Origin of the sequence: Sorangium sp. So ce119, assembly GCF_051524405.1 — a bacterium.
Lineage (GTDB): Bacteria > Myxococcota_A > Polyangia > Polyangiales > Polyangiaceae > Sorangium > Sorangium cellulosum_G.
Window position 1 is genome coordinate 6571670 of sequence record NZ_CP150310.1, and the last position, 15805, is coordinate 6587474.

Genomic DNA, 15805 nt, shown 5'->3' on the forward strand with positions numbered 1-15805 from the left:
TCACCCTACCTGGATCTGGTCGCCGTCGATCTTCACGACGTGCGACGCGGTGATCTTGGCGTTCTCGCCGTGCAGGGCGAGGCCGCCCTTGGCCGCATAGTCGATGCGCTCGGCGCGCACGTGATCCGCCTCTTCCACGATGCGGTAGGCGCGCTTCACCCTCTGGTGCAGCCGTTCGAGCTGCGCGTCGAGGCTCCGGCCGATCAGCCTGGCCCGGTCGACCTCCCCGCGAACCATCTCGCTGACGAACGAGAACAGCCCCAGCGCGACGTGCCCCTCCTTCGCCTGGACACGGAAGGTCGACGCGGCCATCGAGAGGTCCTTGCCGGACGCCACGTGCACGCCGTCCGGCGCCGAGAGGCCCAGCGAGCCGCGCTGCAGACGGATCTGGAGATCCCCTTCGGAGACGAGGTGCGAGGGCGCGCCTTCCTCCCGCTCGAGGACGGCGAGGATGTACCGCGCGCCATTCACGACGGCGAGGAGCACCAGATCCCCGGCGGCGGGCTCCAGCAGGCAGCTCGTGGCGCGCCTCGCGCGGACCTCGCCGTCCTCGGTCTCGACAATGTACGTGGAGCCATCGGCGCGGAGCACGGCGCCGTGGTCACCGTGGGCTCCCCGCTCGTACCGCATCGTCCTTGCTACGCTCTGCATCGTCTCCTCATGCGTGGGGGGTGCGTTGACCGCCGGCAGGCCTCCCGAGAACGTTGGCCTGCCAGTCTTCTGCTTCCTTGAGTTCCTGGTCGTCGCCGTGCGCCAGCGCCTTGCTCGGCGGCCAGATCGTGCCCTTGTCGGTCACGCGGTGCAGCCGCGCGCGCGCCAGCGTCGCCTCGGAGAAGTCGGCGAAGGACACGTCGGCGTGGGAGAGGTCTGCGTGGCTCAGGTCCGCCCGGCAGAAGCGGGTCCCCGGGCAGCTCGCTCGGTGCCACACGCTCATCTCGAGCCGCGCGCCCGAGAAGTTCGCGGCGCCCGCGCGCGCATCGACGAAGAGCGCCTGGCTCAGGTCGGCCTGGGCGAGGCTCGCGTTCATCAGATTCGCCTCGACGAAGACGGCCGTGTGGGCGATGGCCCCGTCCAGCCGAGCCCCGGTCAGGTCGGCCCCCTTGAAGCTGCATTGCGTCAGCGTCGCCCCGGAGAGGTCGCAGCCGCGCAGGTCGGCGTTGGTGAGCTGCGCCCTGCTGAGGTCCATCCGCCGGAAGTCCTTGGGCCCCATCCGCACCTCGACCAGGATCGCGTCCACGAGGGTGGTGCCCGTGAGGATGGCCTGGGACAGGTCCTGACGGAACAAGACAGCCTTGGTCAGGTTGGCCCGGGAGAAGTCCGCGCCTCCGCTCTCGGTCTGAAACAGGGTGGCGTCGGTCAGGTTGGCGCGGACCAACCGGGTCTTCTTGAGGCTGGCGCGCGCGATGCCGGCCGACGAGAGGTCCGCTCCGGTAAGATCGGCCGACTCGAGGTCCACGTGCGAGAAGCTCGCTCCGACCAGCGAGGCGTCGGCGAGCGCGGCCCCCGCGAGCGTGCAGTCCATGGCGGTGCCGAGGTGGAAATCCAGCCCCTTCAGGTTCGCTCCCGCGAGGTCGCAGCGGTGGAAGATCGCCTCGCGCACCTTGACGCCCGCCAGGTTGGCGTTGGCGAAGGAGACATCCTCGAAGATCCCGCCGGACAGGTCGAGGCCCGACAGGTCGCGGCCTGACAGGTCCAGCTCCGAGAGGACCTCTCCCTCGTCGATCAGCTTGCGCAGCGCTTCCCTATCCATGCTGCCTCCGGGGCGGTATCACCCGAAGTCGCTCGACGTTGGCGCCCTCGAAGCTCGTTTCGTCGTCTCCGACCATCCGGTCGGCGCACACGCCGAACAGGCTGGCCTTCTCGAAGATGGCCCCCCGGACGCACGCGTGGTTCATGACGCTCTGCCTCAGGTCCGCGGCGTAGAGCGAGGCCCCGGTGAGGTTCACCCGGGTCAGCATGGCGTCGACGAGGATCGCGCGATCCAGCGTCGCCTCGGTCAGGTCAGCCTCGTTGAGCAGCGCGCCGCGCAGGTCGGCGTCCGAGAAGTCGCTGCCGCGAAGGCGCGTCCCCATCAGGTTCGCGCCGGTGAGCGTCGCACCGCGGAAGTCTGCGCCGGCGAAGGACGAGCCCTTCACGCTGGCGAGGTCCCTGGCGATGGCGTCCCGGAAGATGGCGCCGTCGCCCTCGGCGGCGATGAAGGTGGCGGAGCTCAGGTCGACGCCGGTGAAATCGACCTCGGTCACGTTCACCTCGTTGAACGTGGCCCCCGAGAGCCGCGCGCCGAGGAGGCGCGCTCCCGTGAGGTCTACCTTCTGGAACGTCGCCTTCTCTGCGACGACGCCCTCCAGGTTGGTGTCGCGGAGGTTGGCCTCGGAGAGGTCGGCGCCCGTGAGGTCGGCGCCCGTGAGGTCCGCTCCCCAGAGGTCGGCCTTGACGAGCACGGCCTCGCCGAGAGCGACGCCTCCGAGGGCCTTCACGTCCCGCAGACACGCCGAGCCGAGGTTGGCCCCATCGAGCTTGGCCTCCGAGAGATCCGCGCCCTCCAGGTTCGCGTGCGCCAGGATGGCTCCTGTGAGGTTCGCCTTGCGCAGGCTGCTCCCGGTGAGAAAGGCCGACTCGAGCATGGCGCCCGAGAGGTCGAGTCCCGCGAGATCGAGATGCGAGAGGTCGGCGCCCGTGAGGTCGGCCCCTGCAAAGCTCCGCCCGTCCTTCTGTCCGGCCTCGACCTCGTGGCGAAGTCGCAGCGCTTCCTCGCTGTCGAGGCGCGGCGAGGCCGGCAAGAAGTGCGCGAGCAGCCGCCCCTCTTCGCCCCACTCGGCGCGAAACGAGGCCTTCTCGTCGAGTACCTTCGCGAATGCAGGGTCCTCGTCCTCCGCGAGGTCACCGCCCCACGCCTCGTCCTCCGCGAAGTCACCGCCCAGGGGCTCGTCCTCTGCAAAGGGGCCTCCGGCTGGCTCCTCGGGCTGGGCGTGGGCGACCTCGGGCGCCTCGTCGGGGAGATCGGCCTGGGCGGCCCGAGTCTCGTCCTCGAGCGCTTGCCAGTCCAGCGCCGACAGGAGCTCTTCGGCCTTGTCCTGTGTGACGCCCTCGCTCTCCATCGCCTGTCGCAAGCGCTCGCGCGTCTGCGACACCGAGACATTCCCCGGCTGCTCGGCGGCGCTCCGGCGCGCTTCCGCGAGCAGCGCACCGACGTCCACTCCATCCATCTTCAACGCTCGGCCGGTGATCTTGCTATCGATCAGGCCGACCAGGGCATCCTCGGATTCATCGAGGGGCTCGGGGTCCTCGAAGGGGCCTTGCTGGGAGAGATAGGCCCCTGAATCGAAGCCCTGGTCCCGCAGCCGCTTCTCGGCCCATTCCGAGAGCGCGTCCTGCTGGCGAAGCGCCTCGGCCTCCTCGGCGTCGTCGGCCGCGTCCGGGGTCGTCGCCGCTGCCGACCGCGCGATCGGCTCCGGGTCTGCCTCGTGGTCCGGACCCGCCTCTGCATCGGACCACGCGAGGCTCTCCTCCTCGTCCTCCGCGCCCTCCGGCAGGCCCATGGCGAGCTCTGCCTCGTCCTCGTCGGCCGCGGCGACGAGGTGCGCGGGGTCGATCCCCATCTCGGCGAGCTCGGCCTCTGTCAGCCCGACGTCGTCGTCCTCGTCGGCTTCGGCCTCGTGGACGCCGGCGGCGCCGGCGCCGGCGCCGACCGCGCCCGCGGCAGCGCTCCTGGCCGCTCGAGCCGGAGTACCCCCCAGGAACCCCTGCCGCCTCAGCTTGGACGCGAACCCGGAGAGCTGGTCATCGGGCAGCGGCGGCGCCTCCGGATCCTCGGGCTCGGGCATGAGCACGTCGTCCTCGTCGTCCGGGAGATCGGGGTTCCGGGGGCCGAGCCGGGGGGTCAGGTACTCGTGGTAATACGCGGCGGGCCTGGGAGCGCCCATGGCCTCGCACGCGACCAGCACGGCCACCACGTCCTTCGCGTCGTCCTCGGCGATCTCGACGCCGCCGCGGAAGAGGACGACCCCCCGCTCGCGGTGCGGGAACAGGCGCACCGTGTCGAGCTTCATGGCGGGCTCGCGGATCTCCACCCCGTCGCTCGTCTTGAGGCAGACGAAGCACCGGCTCGCGATCCCGGGGAGGGCGCCCTCGATCCGAGGCCTGTCGGGGTGCATGTTCTCGACCACGAAGGTCTCGTCGCCCCGGAAGAAGCCGTCGATCTGCTGATCGTCCGGGGCCATGTTGAACAGCGTCGGGTCCATGTCCCGCGCGAAGCCAGGAAAGCACTGGTCGCGCCACGCCGCATCGCAGGTGCCGATCTTCGAGAACCGCTGAGGCCAGGTGATGTCGTACCCGTCGAGGCCGGCGGGCGCCGGGCGGTCGCCGCGCCCGCGGATCAGGTGCCTCGGCGACTCGATGTTGGGGAGCGCTGCGCTCCTGTCGCCGTGGCCCTTGCCCAGCGGGTTCCTGGCGAAGCCCTCTCCGCCAAAGGCGTTTCGCCAGGAGACGGCCATCTCGGTGAAGGGCGCCGGGTCCGACATGCCGAGCAGACCCCACGTCCGGTCGCCGATGACATAGAGGCTCTTGTCGATGGCCCCGAGCTGGACGCGGACCGAGCTCGCGGGGCGAGCGACGCGCCCCGGCGGATAGCAGCGGCCCGTGACGAGGAGCTCGCCCCGGGTCTTGGGGTTGAACTCGTCGAGGAGGCCGTCCTTGCCGAGCTCCTCCATCGCCACGTTCCAGACCGTCGGCTCGTAGAGCAGCCGGGCCGGCCTTTCATAGGAGAAGCCGGCGAAGGAGGTGATCAGGAGGTGCGGGGTGCGCTGGGCCATGAAGACCCTCGGCACCACCCCGAGGCGCATGGGTTTGACGATTTTCATTCGACAGCCTTCAGGGGAGCGGGCTCGATGGCGCGCACGGCTCGGCGCCGAGCGCGAGCCTGCTCCACGACGAGCAGGTGGATCACTTCACGATGAGCATCCCCACGTCCTGCACCTCCAGCGAGGTCTTGATGCGAGCCAGCTCGACCTTCCAATCGAGGCCCTTCGCCCTGATCTCCTGCGCGTTCAACTTCTTCACCTCGAGAGGAGAATGCTTGTACGCCAGTCCGCCGATCCTCTCGGTCTTCGTCCCCCGGATGATCTCGACGCGCGACCCGATCTTGGTCTTGTAAAGCCCGGTGACGTTGCCGGTGGCGTTGCCCACGACGGTGCTCTCGCTCTGCCCTATCGTCGTGGCGGAGCGCTTGCCGGTGATCTTGGTGTCGGTCGGGCCCGTGATCTTCGTGCGGTTCGGCCCCGTGACCGTGACCTCTCGCCCGGCGTGGAAGTTGCTCCTGGCGAGGCCGACGACGTCCGTTCGCCTCGTACCGGTGACGCGGGTCTGGCTGCTGCCGTTGATCGTCGTCTTGTTCAGCCCGGTGACCGTCGTCTCTCGACCGCCCAGGAAGGTGCCCTTGTCGTGGCCTGTGATAGCGGTGGTACGCTTCCCGAGGATGATCAGGTCGCTCTTGCCGTTGACGGTGAGCTTTCGATCGGACATGAGCAAGGTCGTGCTGTCACCGCCGACGGTCGTGTCCCGGGTCCCCTTGATGAAGGTCTTTCGGTTCCCGAAGACCTTCGTGGACTCGTTGCCTTTGATGCGCGTGTCGCGATAGCCCAAGATCAGGTTCTGCGAGTAACCAACGATGTAGTTCCCGGCGTACCCACCGGTGAAGCTCAGGCGGAAGCCCGCCACGATGCTCTCGGAGATCCCCGCGGTGATCGCCGTCCGGTTGCCGCCCACGATGCTCTCCTGGGAGCCTCCGATCCACGTGAAGGCGTGGCCGTTGGTCTTGACCTCATAGGTCGAGCCGGCGTTGGGCGCCCCCATCCGGAGGTAGGTGTTCGCGTGGGGCGTCGATAGGGTGATCCGCTCCTGCCCGGCCTGGTCCTCCAGCTCGAGCCGGTTCCGCCCGCCCGTCTGGATCACGTTCCGCGTGCTGTTCCCCGACGTGACCGGGCTCGGCGTCAGCGCGTTGGGCGCGACCCCGACGATGGCTGGCCTGTCGGGATCGCCTCCCGCAAACGAGCACATGACCTCCGTGCCAGCGCGCAGCGGGAAGTGGAAGCCCTCGATACCGCCGCCGTGGGGCTGCAGCATCCGGACGCAGGTCGACGCCTTCCCGCCGCTCAGGTCGCTCTCGTCGAAGTGAAACTTGACCCGGTAGCGACCATGGCTGTCGATCTGGGCGTACTCGCTGGCCGCAGGGCCATCGACGACCGCGGGCTCGGTGCCGTAGATGCGCGGCCACTCGGTGACCTGCGGCGCGCGGAACTGCGCCGTCGCGGCGATGGCCCTGGCCTCGATGCGGTAGTTGTCCTCCCACGGCGTGAGCCCCTGAAGCTCGGGCACCTCCGGGGCCTGGTTGGCCCAGTGCTCGACCTCGGTGGTCAGGTACTGCGTATTGAACGCGGCCCGCGGGTGCTCCTCGAGCTCGAAGGTGAACCCGGGGACCAGCGTCACCGACGCGCCCGTCGCCTGGTAGACGACGCTGGCCGCGGAGAGGCTCTCGGCCTTGATCCGCGCCAGTCGCTCCCCATCGCCCGGCGAGAAGAACCGCGCGCCGTACAGGCTGATCTCGCCGAAGCCGCTGGCGGAGACCGACGCCTGCCCGGCGACCGGCACGGCCGGGTTGGCGTAGTCGTAGTCCTTGAGGCGAACCGCGCCGGGCACGGCGCCGTGCCGGCAGGTGAAGGCGCGGATCGTCTCTCTCGCCGTGTTCGCGCCGGGCTGCGGGTAATAACGAATGGGCTTGCCGCCATTCGGCTGATGGACCGACCGATCGTCGGTCAGCACCAGCGTCTCGCCGCCCTCCTCGTGCTCGAAGTAGTAGTAGATGCCTTCGCGCTCCATCCACCGGGCGATGAAGGCATAGTCGTTCTCGCGGTACTGGCAGACGTGCTCTTCGGCCTTGTAGGCACCCCGGAGCTGGAGGGCGCATTCCGTCACGCCGCCCTGTTGAAGGACGCTCTGGATGATCTCCGGGATGCTCTTCTCGCTGAAGATCCGGCTGTGGACCGACAGGGTGAGCAGCTCGAGGCGCGAGATCATGGTCGCCCGGAAGACGCACCGGCCGGCGAAATCGTTGATGAGCTCGATGCTGCCGATCACGCCGCTTCGAATGAAGCGCTCGCCGCCGTCGCTCCGCTCGAGGGCGACGGTCACCGGCTGGCCCACGGCCGCCGCCATGTCGAGCTCATGGCCGACGTCGCGCGTCGTGATCAGGTAGAGCTCGAAGCGATAGAGCTTCGAGAGCCCCTCGGTGCCGTGAAAAGCGGCCAGCTTGATGGACGTGGGCAGCGCGCTCGATTGAACGACGAACGTGTCGGGCATGTGGAGCCTTGCGGGTAAGAAACGGCGACAAGCGCAAAAGCGCGCTGCTGAGCCTGGAGGGTCTTTGCGACAACCGTGTGTCGTGTCGCCTGCGTGTTGCTGTCGTCCAGGACGACATAGGCATCCAAGGCGGAATTTTCCGCTGGGATCAGCTCGTCGCGCGGCGGAGCTCCATGACGGCCGCCCGGTTGCGCGGGGCGGCTCCCGAGCACGAGGTGACGGGCTCACGGCATAAATCCCGGTGAGCTGCCACGCGAGCAGCAACCGGCGACTCCGCGGATCACGGCGTCACGTCGCGCCACGGTGTGATGATCCGCCGCCACGACAGACGTGCTGCATCGCAGCGCCGCGAGCACGAGGTCAGTGTCGCTTCCTGTATGGTGGCCGCGCGCGCTTCGGGATAGAAACGATGGTCCTGGAGGAGCCACCGACATGAAGCGAAGCGTGAACGCGGTGCTGTCCCTGTTCGTCTCCGCCGCTCTGCTCTGCATCGGCGCGACCGCCGACGCGACGACGGCCGTCCTGCTCTCGCGTGAGGATCTCGTGCGCCGCTCGGCGACGATCGCGCGCGTGAGCGTGGGCCAGTCGACCACGACGGAGTCCGACGACGGAAAATCGATCGTGACCCGCACCGAGCTCAGGGTCACCCAGCCGCTCAAGGGCGGCGAGGCGGACGGCGGCGGCGCGAAGGTGATTGTGCTCGAGCAGATCGGCGGGACGTACAAAGGCAAGACGCAGCGGCTGGTCGGCGACGCCAGGCTCTCGCCGGGCGAGGACGCCATCGTCTTCCTGCGACCGGGCGACAAGGGGCGGTGGCACCTCACGGCGCTCGCGCTGTCGGTCTATCACGTGGACACGAAGGGCATGGCGCGGCGCAGCCTCGAGGGCCTGCAGCTCGTCCGGCGGAGCGGGGGCGCGCTCGTGCCCGTCCACGGGCCCGCCGACGAGATCGAGCCGGTCGAGAGCCTCATGACGGACGTTGTCCGCATCGCGGGAGGGAAGTGAGATGAGCCGCCGCGTCGCCCTCGCCGTCTCGCTCGGCGCCGTCTCGCTCCTCGCCGCGGCTCCCGAGGCCGCCGCGTGGACGCCGCTCGACTCCGGCGTCCCCCGCTGGCGTGAGCTGCCCGTCGGCTACTACATCAACCGCTCGACGATCCCGGGCCCCCTCGCCGGCTTCGCCGTCGCCCATATCGAGGCCGGCTTCGCGGCGTGGGCGAACACCGGGTGTACGGAGTGGCGGGTCAACCTCCTCGGCGACACGACCGATCGTTACAACTACAACGACGGCAAGAACGTGTTCCACTGGATCAGCGGCTCCTGGCCGGCCGCGATCGGCGACGTCAACTCGGTCATCGGCGTCACGATGACGGTCTGGGGGCGCGACGACGCCATCGTCGACGCCGACATGGTCTTCAACAACGTCGGGTTCTGCTGGAACGACACCGGCAACAACGGTTGTGTCGACACGCAGTCGATCGCCACGCACGAGGAGGGACATTTCCTGGGCCTCGGCCACTCCGGCGAGCGGAGCGCGACGATGACCGCGTACTACGTTGCCGGCTCGTCGACGCGCACCCTCGAGGACGACGACATCGAGGGCGTGTGCGCCCTGTATCCCATCGGCGGGACGACGGCCGCGAGCGCCTCGAGCGCCGCGAGCGGCGGCGGCGGCAGCTGCGACAGCTGCTCCAACGGCTCGCTGTCGGACGCCTGCAGGCCGCAGTATGACGCCTGCGGTGCGTCGTTTGCGTGCCGGGCGTTCGCAGGCTGCATCTCCGAATGCCCGGACGACGCTTGCGTGGAGCGCTGCACGCGCGAGCAGGCGGAGGGCGCGAACATCTATGTCCGTCTCATCGAATGCGTCTGCGACACCTGCTCGACGGAGTGCTCCGCCGAGTGCGGCGGCGGCAGCGGCGCCGGCGGCAGCGACGGCAGCGGTGGGGGCGGCGGCGCGGGCGCGACCAGCGCGTCGAGCTCGTCGAGCAGCATCGCATCGACCGTGAGCGCGTCGGCGAGCTCGTCCTCCGCCTCCTCGAGCAGCGGCGCGGGCGGCGCGGGCGGCGCCGACGCGGAGACCGACGACACGCCCAAGGGTGGCGATGGGGAGTCCGGCAGCGATTCCGGGTGCTCCTGCTCGACGAGCGGTCGCTCGGCCGATCTCGGAGGGCTCGCGCTCCTCGGCGCGCTCGGCGCGCTCGTATCGCGACGGCGGCGGCGCGCAACAACCTGATCTCGATCGGGCTGCTCAGCTGCCTGCCGTGGTCTCGCACGTCGTCGACGTCGGACGATCCGGCGCCGCGGGCGCTTGCCTCGGCGCGCGCTTCCCGGCGGGGTGAGGGGCAGCTCAGCAGGACGACGCGGGGGGTTCGGGCACGTCGTCGGGGAGCACGAGCGGTCGACGCTTGAAGCCGGGGTTCACGCGCTGGCCGACGGCCTCCCAGGCCTCCACGTCGGTGTGGGCGTGCGTCGTGGCCGCGCCGATCACGAGGTTGGCGACGCTGACGGCCATCTTCAGAAGCATGGACCGGATCAGCAGATGGGCCTCCACGCGCTGGCTGTTCTTCTTCAGCCACTCGGTCATCTGGTCGCGGAAATCGGTCTCCATCCGGTTCGACTCCAGCGCGTCCACCATGTAGATGCAACGCTGGAACTCCTGGATCTGCCGCGCGCCGTCCTCGATGACGTGGGGCGCGAACTCTCCGATCTGGAGACCGCGACACACGTAGAGCATCATGCCTCCGCCGAGCTCGTAGCTCCTCATGACGCCGCGGTCGTCGACGTAAAGCCAGCTCCTGTCCTCGATCTTCCGCCTGTTCATGGGCACCGCCTCCCCGCGTGCGCACGGTACCGGGCCACCACACCAGTGTAGGCGTCACGTCAGGCCGCGTCAGGGCAATTCGTGGCCCGGGCCACCGGGTTTCGGGCGGGCGTGACGGCGGAACGCTGGCAGGCTCCGCAGCCGGCGGCCGGCGTCAGCGCGCCGGCGCCTGGGCCGTCAGAACTGGTAAAGGGCGCCCGTCTCGACGCCCCAGCCCACGCGGCTCGCGTCCGTCTGCGCGCCGGCCGCCGGATCGAGCTTGTGGCGCGTGAGCATCAGAGAGGGCTCGAGCACGATCGAGAGCGCCTTCATGGGCGCGAAGGCATAGCCCCCGCGCAGGGTCACGTTGCGCTCGATGCCGGGGCCATTGCCGCCCACGCGCGTGGGATTGGTGGCCGGCGCGCCGTCCGTGGCCGGTGTGCCGGGCGTGTAGCCGAGTTGCATGTCGTCGGTGTTGGCCACCAGCGCGACGCCCGCGACGAGATGCACAGCGTGGGCATCGAAGGAGAGCTTCCCCGAGACCCAGCCGCCTACCTCGGTGACGTCGTTCGTGCGGTAGCCCTGCCCGAGCGTCAGGAGGCCCAGGTTGGCGAGGTTCTGACCGCCGTACGCCTCGGCCCGCACGTTCAGCGGACCGGAGGTGACCTCGGCGAACAGGTTGCCACCCAGCGCCGTCCGCGCCTCCTCGGTGTCCAGGTTCGCGTCGAACGTGAGCCGCGTGCCGATCAGCGAGGCGCCCACCCACGCGGTCTTCTCGGCGCGGTAGCTCGCGCGCAGCGCGAGGGTGGGCGTGCGCGAGTACTCGACGTTGTTGAGGATCGCCGTGACGTTCTGGCTGACCAGGCCGAGGGCGGCGCCCACCTCGACGCCGCCGAGGTTCGCGACGTACATGAGCTGGTGACGCACGAAGCCCGAGTTCCCGGACTGAAAGAGCCCGCCGACGAGGTTGTACGTGTGCGTGTTCAGCGGCGAGAAGAGATCCCAGAGCTGACCGAGCGTGAGCTTGTGCCCCTCGGCAGGCGACCAGTCCACGAATGCCTGACGCACGCGGAGGGTGGTCGCCTGCGCCGGCGACGACTTGGCGAAATCGACGAAATCGACCTCGACCTGCCCCTTGACGGGCGTGCCCTCCCCGACGGCCACGCCGAGGCGCGTCTGCTGCGCCTGAAAGCTCAGGCCGACGGCATCCGGGTCGGCGAGGAACAGCGGATTCGCCGCGGCCGTGGGGGCGACGTAGTTCGGGTTGCCAAAGGACTCGAGGCCGTTCCCGACGACGACGGTCGGCTTGACGATGCCGTAGACACGGACGAGCGGCTTGTCCTCGGGCTTCTTCGTCTCGACCGGCGGAGGAGGAGCAGGACGGGACTCCGCGGAGGGGGGCGCCACCAAGGACACGGGCGCCGGCTCGGCGGACGCGGCCTGCTGAGGCGGATCCGCCGTTTGCGCTTTGACCGTCGCCGGTGCAGCAACTCCGGCCAGCGAGAGCGAGACGACGAGAGTTGCTCCAGGCGTCTTCCAGGTGCTCATGAACAATCTCCTCTGGCGGTGAATCGGGTGCGCGGTACGGTCCGCGCGAATCATTTCAGCGCGCCGGGATTCCTTCAGCAAAATCCGGGTATGGCGGAGACCCATACTACCGGATCGCCAGGACTGTCAACAAACACACCCCCAGTACAACGGCCCTCACCGACGCGGGGCGGCCGCGCGGGACGCGGGCCGGAAGATCGGCCTGACCGCAGTGGCACAGGGGGGTGACGTGGCGATCCTGCGGATCGAGAACGTGGCCGGGCGGGATCCCGAGCCGTGGGTCCACGTCACGGGCGGGGCGGACGCGACGATCGACGAGGTGACACGGCGTGTGCCCCGCCGCTTCCAGCAATCCGACCGGGCTCAGAGGTCGAAGCGACCCGACGCCTCGGGCTGGTAAACGATGCGCTCGACCCGGAGGCGCCGCGTGCGGCTCGGCGTCGGCCACTCCACGTCGTCGGCCTCTCGACAGCCGAGCAGCGCGAGCCCCATCGGCGCGAGCACCGAGATCCGACCGCTCTTCACGTCAGCGGCTCCGGGGAACACGACAGTGACGCAGAGCCGCTCTTCCGTGTCGAGGTCGACGAGCTCGACCTTCGAGTTCATGGTGACCACGTTCGGCGGGATGTCGCCCGGCTTCACGACGTCCGCGCGCTCGATCTCGGTCTCGAGCGCCTCCAGGTCCGGGGAATCGCCCCCGGGCCGCGCGCGCAGCGCTTCGAGCAGCCGCGCGAGCCGATCGCGGTCGAATTCGGTGATGACAATGGGGTTCGAGTGAGGTGCCATGAACTGGGATCTCCTTGTGTCGTCGACGCGAGCCGGGCTCGGCCGAAGGTCCACGCCGTGCGAGCTGGCCGGCGCGAGCGCTCGTCCAGGTCGCCCGCGCAGGCGCGCTCGACGCCAGCCCGCTTCATCCCGGGAGCGGTCGGCGCAGGGCGCCGGATGACCGCTCCCCTACGAGCGTGCGGGCGACCTCGGGCAGAGCAGCCGGGTCCGCTGGGGGATGGGCGCGCTACGCGCGCCGCGGCGAGGCCACGAACGCGACGCGACGAGGTGCAGGCAGGCGCTCATCCCATGGAGACCCTAACACGACGGTCCTCCCCTGGCCATGGCCGGGGGGCGGCGCCCCCGACCGCGGGCGATCGAGGTCAGGGGGCGCGCCCGCAGCGGCAGGCCGGGCCCACGGCGCCGGCCTACCCGGCTACGCGGACTGGTCGATGGCCAGAAACGTCTCGCGGAGCGCCTTGGCCTCGGCCCCCTCGAGGACCACGGCCGCCGACACGGGCGTGGGCACGTGATCGCGGAACTCCACGGGCTGGAAGGCGGCGATGGCGCCGGACGCGGTGTAGGCGAGATCCAGGCGCACGGCGGAGGTATCCGGCTCCCCCTCCCCGTCCAGCGCGAAGGGGAGCTTCGCGATGGCGGCGAAGTCCCGCCTCGCCAGGGCGGCGGTGAGGGCGTCCATGGGGCAGGTGAAGTAGCGGAAGCCCTCCTCCACCTTCTCCCCCGTGGGGGTGTAGACGAAGTCGCTGAAGATCAGCCATTTGCGACGGGTGGTGAAGCGAGGATCGGCGCGCAGGGAGTCGGACAGGTCTTTGATTTCCACGGCCCCTTCATACTGCAACCAGACCCGGGAATCTCCTCCCAATCGCAGGGTCGAATCACTCTCGGCTCGCGCTCACGGGCGGGAGACGCGCTCACGACCAGCATCCCTCGACGGCGTCGGCCAGCGGCGAGCCGCAGGTGATCGCGCCCACTTTCCTACCGAAGCGCCCATGTGGTAGTCGACCGCGGCCTACCCGACCCGCGTGAAGCCCTCGAGGGCTCCTGATTCAGGGCACCGGGACGTACTCGATGCAAGCCCCGGTGTAGCGGTACCAGGCGCCCGCGCTCGGCGTGACGGTGAAGCGCAGATCCGCGCGATTGGGGGCGCGCGCCGGCGCGACCAGGGAGCACCCGTGTCGACGCAGCATCAGAGAAGTTGCATTGCCGTGTTCCGGGCGCGGGCGTGTGGCGCGCGGCGAGCGGCGAGCGGCGCGCTGGCAATCCTTGCCATGCCCCTGTCTTTCAGCGCTGGCAAACCTTGCCAGGACGGCAACGCTTGCCGCCCGCATGCTGGACCCGCGCGCGGGCGCGATCCCGCGACAGCCGCCCCTGCGCCGCGCGATCTCGTCGGGAGCGCCCTCGCGCGACACGACGGCATGCAGGTTGCGATAGCGCGCCACGAGCCGGGCTGCGACGGCCGGGCCTCGCCCTGACGAGGCACGCCGAGCAGGTACAGCGCGAGGCGGCGCAGGCGCAGGCGCAGGAGCGCGCGCCGCCGCGGAGCGACCCCGGTCCGCCTCACGCCACAGGAGCGATCATGCATCTTCGTTATGTCTCCAAGTTCCCCCTCATCGCAGCGGTCATGTGCGCCGCGGCGTCGGTCTCCCTGGGCGCCTGCGGCGGCGCCGATCCGGTGGAGGGCGACGTCGTCGCCGCCGGCGAGGCCCAGGAGCTCACGGCCGAGAGCGCGGAGGCGCTGACGTGCCCCGCGTCCGTGCCGACCCTCGACATGCGGAAGTCCCTCATCATCACGAAGGAGACGGACCCGGGCGTCCTGACCGAGTTCACGCTCAGCTTCGTCCTCCAGCGGCTCATCGACAGCGTCGGCTCCGACCAGCAGCCCCTGGATGTCTATCGGCGCTGGTGGAACACGCAGAACAAGAGGGCCGACGCCCCCGTGGAGTTCAAGAACGACCCCGACGCCATCCACTGCGACGACGTGCCCGACGGCAATGGCGGTGGCCTGCTCAACGGGTTCCCGTACACGTGCCCCAGGAACGAGGGCGTGCTCGCCCGGATCGATCCGTCCGATCCCGCCAAGAGCAACCCGTTCAACCCCGCGGGGGACCACTTCATGGAGCCGGTCGCGCTCGTGAACCGGTTCGACCTCGCGCCGGTGGACGGCTCGCATTGCGGCGAGTACCGGATCATCTACGCCAAGAATTCGTCCGGCCCCACCGACCGCAACTTCATCATCTTCGAGGCCCAGCTCCCGAACCCGCACCCCGAGTGCGGCGTTGCCGCCTGCCTCCCGGTCGCCGAGCTCTGGGCAAGCCTCTCGGACCCGAACATGACCCTGACCCAGCGCAGAAACGCGCTCGAGGAGTTCTATTTCTTCGGCCGGGACGGCTTCGCACCGGTCATCCAGGCGTCCAATTTCATGGACGGTACCGGCCAGATCCGCACGAACCAGTTCATGGCGTCGAGCGGAGATTTCCAGCCATGGAATCTCCGCGAGTTCAAGCTCGATCTGGGCACCGACTCCCAGGACAACTCGGTCAGGCTCTTCTTCAAGCCGGTCACGGTGAAGGAGAACCCGTTCGGCGGTCTGTTCAACGCCAGCTTCGACCCGAGCGACCCCCGCGGCGCCGCGTTCCGGAGCGGCTTCCTCGACGCGCTCGACGGGCTCGTGCCGCTCGGCGACGAAGAGAACGACATCTCGCTGCGCACGCTGCCTGACCAGGAGCTCTTCAACTCCGGCGAGAGCATCGTGGACACCGACAACAACTACCGGGACCGCCTGCAGGGGAACACGGCGTTCATCGCCGACATCGACGCGGCGCTCGTGCCGATCATCCAGAGCCGCGGCCTCCTGCCTGGCATGGTCACGGCGGACAACGCCGCCGATCGCGCCACCACCCAGTCGTGCGCCGGGTGCCACGAGCTGAGCAGCGTCGGCAACGAGGACCTCGGCGGCCTGCACGTGTGGCCGGAGCATTTCCCGACCACCGCCCCGGGCACGTTCGTCCACGTCAACGAGCAGGGCCAGATCTCGGCGCCCCTCCAGTGGAAGTTCCTCCCCCACCGCGCGCAGATCCTCGAGAACTTCATCGAGGACAACGCGTGCAATGCGGCCTGCCCCTCGACGGCCGCCAGCGCCGATGTCGCGGCGTCCAGCGCGGACGCTGCCCTGGACAGCGCCGAGGCTCCCCTGGACAGCGCGGAGCACGTCCCCACGCTCGGCGGCTCGGTGACCCACTGAGGTCGCGCCCGGCGGCTTGACGTTCCCGCCGCTCCCCGCGCGGCGCCGCCGAGACGCGTCTCCGCGCGGGGCCCGCTGCC

The 15805-nt window shown here is 69.7% G+C and carries 12 protein-coding genes; 3 read left to right on the top strand and 9 right to left on the bottom strand.

The features are described from left to right. From WME76_RS24750 to WME76_RS24765, 4 genes are all read right to left on the bottom strand, one after another. Nucleotides 1-651, bottom strand: a complete 651-nt coding sequence (locus WME76_RS24750; protein ID WP_437954750.1) for a DUF3540 domain-containing protein — start codon at nucleotides 649-651, stop codon at nucleotides 1-3. A 7-nt stretch (nucleotides 652-658) separates the two neighbouring features. Further along, a complete protein-coding gene (locus WME76_RS24755) occupies nucleotides 659-1750 on the bottom strand; it encodes a pentapeptide repeat-containing protein (RefSeq protein WP_437954751.1) in 1092 nt (363 codons plus the stop codon). Then, entirely contained in the window at nucleotides 1743-4859 is a 3117-nt protein-coding gene (locus WME76_RS24760) for a DUF2169 domain-containing protein (protein WP_437954752.1), read from the bottom strand. Before WME76_RS24760 ends, WME76_RS24755 begins: the two co-directional genes overlap by 8 nt. Nucleotides 4860-4941: 82 nt before the next feature. Beyond that, a complete protein-coding gene (locus WME76_RS24765; protein WP_437954753.1) occupies nucleotides 4942-7353 on the bottom strand; it encodes a type VI secretion system Vgr family protein in 2412 nt (803 codons plus the stop codon). 432 nt (nucleotides 7354-7785) lie between these two features. On the opposite strand from WME76_RS24765, the gene WME76_RS24770 reads away from it, so the two are divergent. Both WME76_RS24770 and WME76_RS24775 read left to right on the top strand, forming a co-directional pair. After that, on the top strand, nucleotides 7786-8358 hold the full coding sequence (locus WME76_RS24770) for a hypothetical protein (RefSeq protein ID WP_437954754.1): 573 nt from the start codon (nucleotides 7786-7788) through the stop codon (nucleotides 8356-8358). A 1-nt stretch (nucleotide 8359) separates the two neighbouring features. Further along, complete coding sequence (locus WME76_RS24775; protein WP_437954755.1) at nucleotides 8360-9583, top strand: matrixin family metalloprotease; 1224 nt, start codon at nucleotides 8360-8362, stop codon at nucleotides 9581-9583. A gap of 114 nt (nucleotides 9584-9697) precedes the next feature. Here the strand turns inward: WME76_RS24775 and WME76_RS24780 are convergent, their stop codons facing one another. From WME76_RS24780 to WME76_RS24800, 5 genes are all read right to left on the bottom strand, one after another. Then, entirely contained in the window at nucleotides 9698-10171 is a 474-nt protein-coding gene (locus tag WME76_RS24780) for a hypothetical protein (RefSeq protein ID WP_437954756.1), read from the bottom strand. 177 nt (nucleotides 10172-10348) lie between these two features. Then, entirely contained in the window at nucleotides 10349-11698 is a 1350-nt protein-coding gene (locus tag WME76_RS24785; RefSeq protein WP_437954757.1) for a hypothetical protein, read from the bottom strand. Between the two features lie 363 nt (nucleotides 11699-12061). Further along, complete coding sequence (rnk, locus tag WME76_RS24790; RefSeq protein WP_437954758.1) at nucleotides 12062-12484, bottom strand: nucleoside diphosphate kinase regulator; 423 nt, start codon at nucleotides 12482-12484, stop codon at nucleotides 12062-12064. A 415-nt stretch (nucleotides 12485-12899) separates the two neighbouring features. Then, on the bottom strand, nucleotides 12900-13304 hold the full coding sequence (locus WME76_RS24795; protein WP_437954759.1) for a hypothetical protein: 405 nt from the start codon (nucleotides 13302-13304) through the stop codon (nucleotides 12900-12902). Between the two features lie 226 nt (nucleotides 13305-13530). Beyond that, nucleotides 13531-13671, bottom strand: coding sequence for a hypothetical protein (locus WME76_RS24800; protein WP_437954760.1), 141 nt, complete (start codon nucleotides 13669-13671; stop codon nucleotides 13531-13533). Nucleotides 13672-14060: 389 nt separating this feature from the next. Here WME76_RS24800 and WME76_RS24805 point away from each other — a divergent pair, with 389 nt between their 5' ends. Continuing rightward, nucleotides 14061-15725 (top strand): hypothetical protein, encoded by a 1665-nt coding sequence (locus tag WME76_RS24805; RefSeq protein ID WP_437954761.1) that lies wholly within the window; start codon nucleotides 14061-14063, stop codon nucleotides 15723-15725. Nucleotides 15726-15805 lie beyond the last annotated feature (80 nt).

Excerpts from the sequence above, each read along its gene's own strand:
- WME76_RS24755 (WP_437954751.1), bottom strand. The coding sequence starts at position 1,750 with ATGGATAGGGAAGCGCTGCGCAAGCTGATCGACGAGGGAGAGGTCCTC.
- WME76_RS24805 (WP_437954761.1), top strand. The coding sequence starts at position 14,061 with ATGCATCTTCGTTATGTCTCCAAGTTCCCCCTCATCGCAGCGGTCATG.
- WME76_RS24750 (WP_437954750.1), bottom strand. The coding sequence starts at position 651 with ATGCAGAGCGTAGCAAGGACGATGCGGTACGAGCGGGGAGCCCACGGT.
- WME76_RS24760 (WP_437954752.1), bottom strand. The coding sequence starts at position 4,859 with ATGAAAATCGTCAAACCCATGCGCCTCGGGGTGGTGCCGAGGGTCTTC.
- WME76_RS24775 (WP_437954755.1), top strand. The coding sequence starts at position 8,360 with ATGAGCCGCCGCGTCGCCCTCGCCGTCTCGCTCGGCGCCGTCTCGCTC.
- WME76_RS24785 (WP_437954757.1), bottom strand. The coding sequence starts at position 11,698 with ATGAGCACCTGGAAGACGCCTGGAGCAACTCTCGTCGTCTCGCTCTCG.
- WME76_RS24800 (WP_437954760.1), bottom strand. The coding sequence starts at position 13,671 with ATGCTGCGTCGACACGGGTGCTCCCTGGTCGCGCCGGCGCGCGCCCCC.
- WME76_RS24770 (WP_437954754.1), top strand. The coding sequence starts at position 7,786 with ATGAAGCGAAGCGTGAACGCGGTGCTGTCCCTGTTCGTCTCCGCCGCT.
- WME76_RS24765 (WP_437954753.1), bottom strand. The coding sequence starts at position 7,353 with ATGCCCGACACGTTCGTCGTTCAATCGAGCGCGCTGCCCACGTCCATC.
- WME76_RS24780 (WP_437954756.1), bottom strand. The coding sequence starts at position 10,171 with ATGAACAGGCGGAAGATCGAGGACAGGAGCTGGCTTTACGTCGACGAC.
- rnk (WP_437954758.1), bottom strand. The coding sequence starts at position 12,484 with ATGGCACCTCACTCGAACCCCATTGTCATCACCGAATTCGACCGCGAT.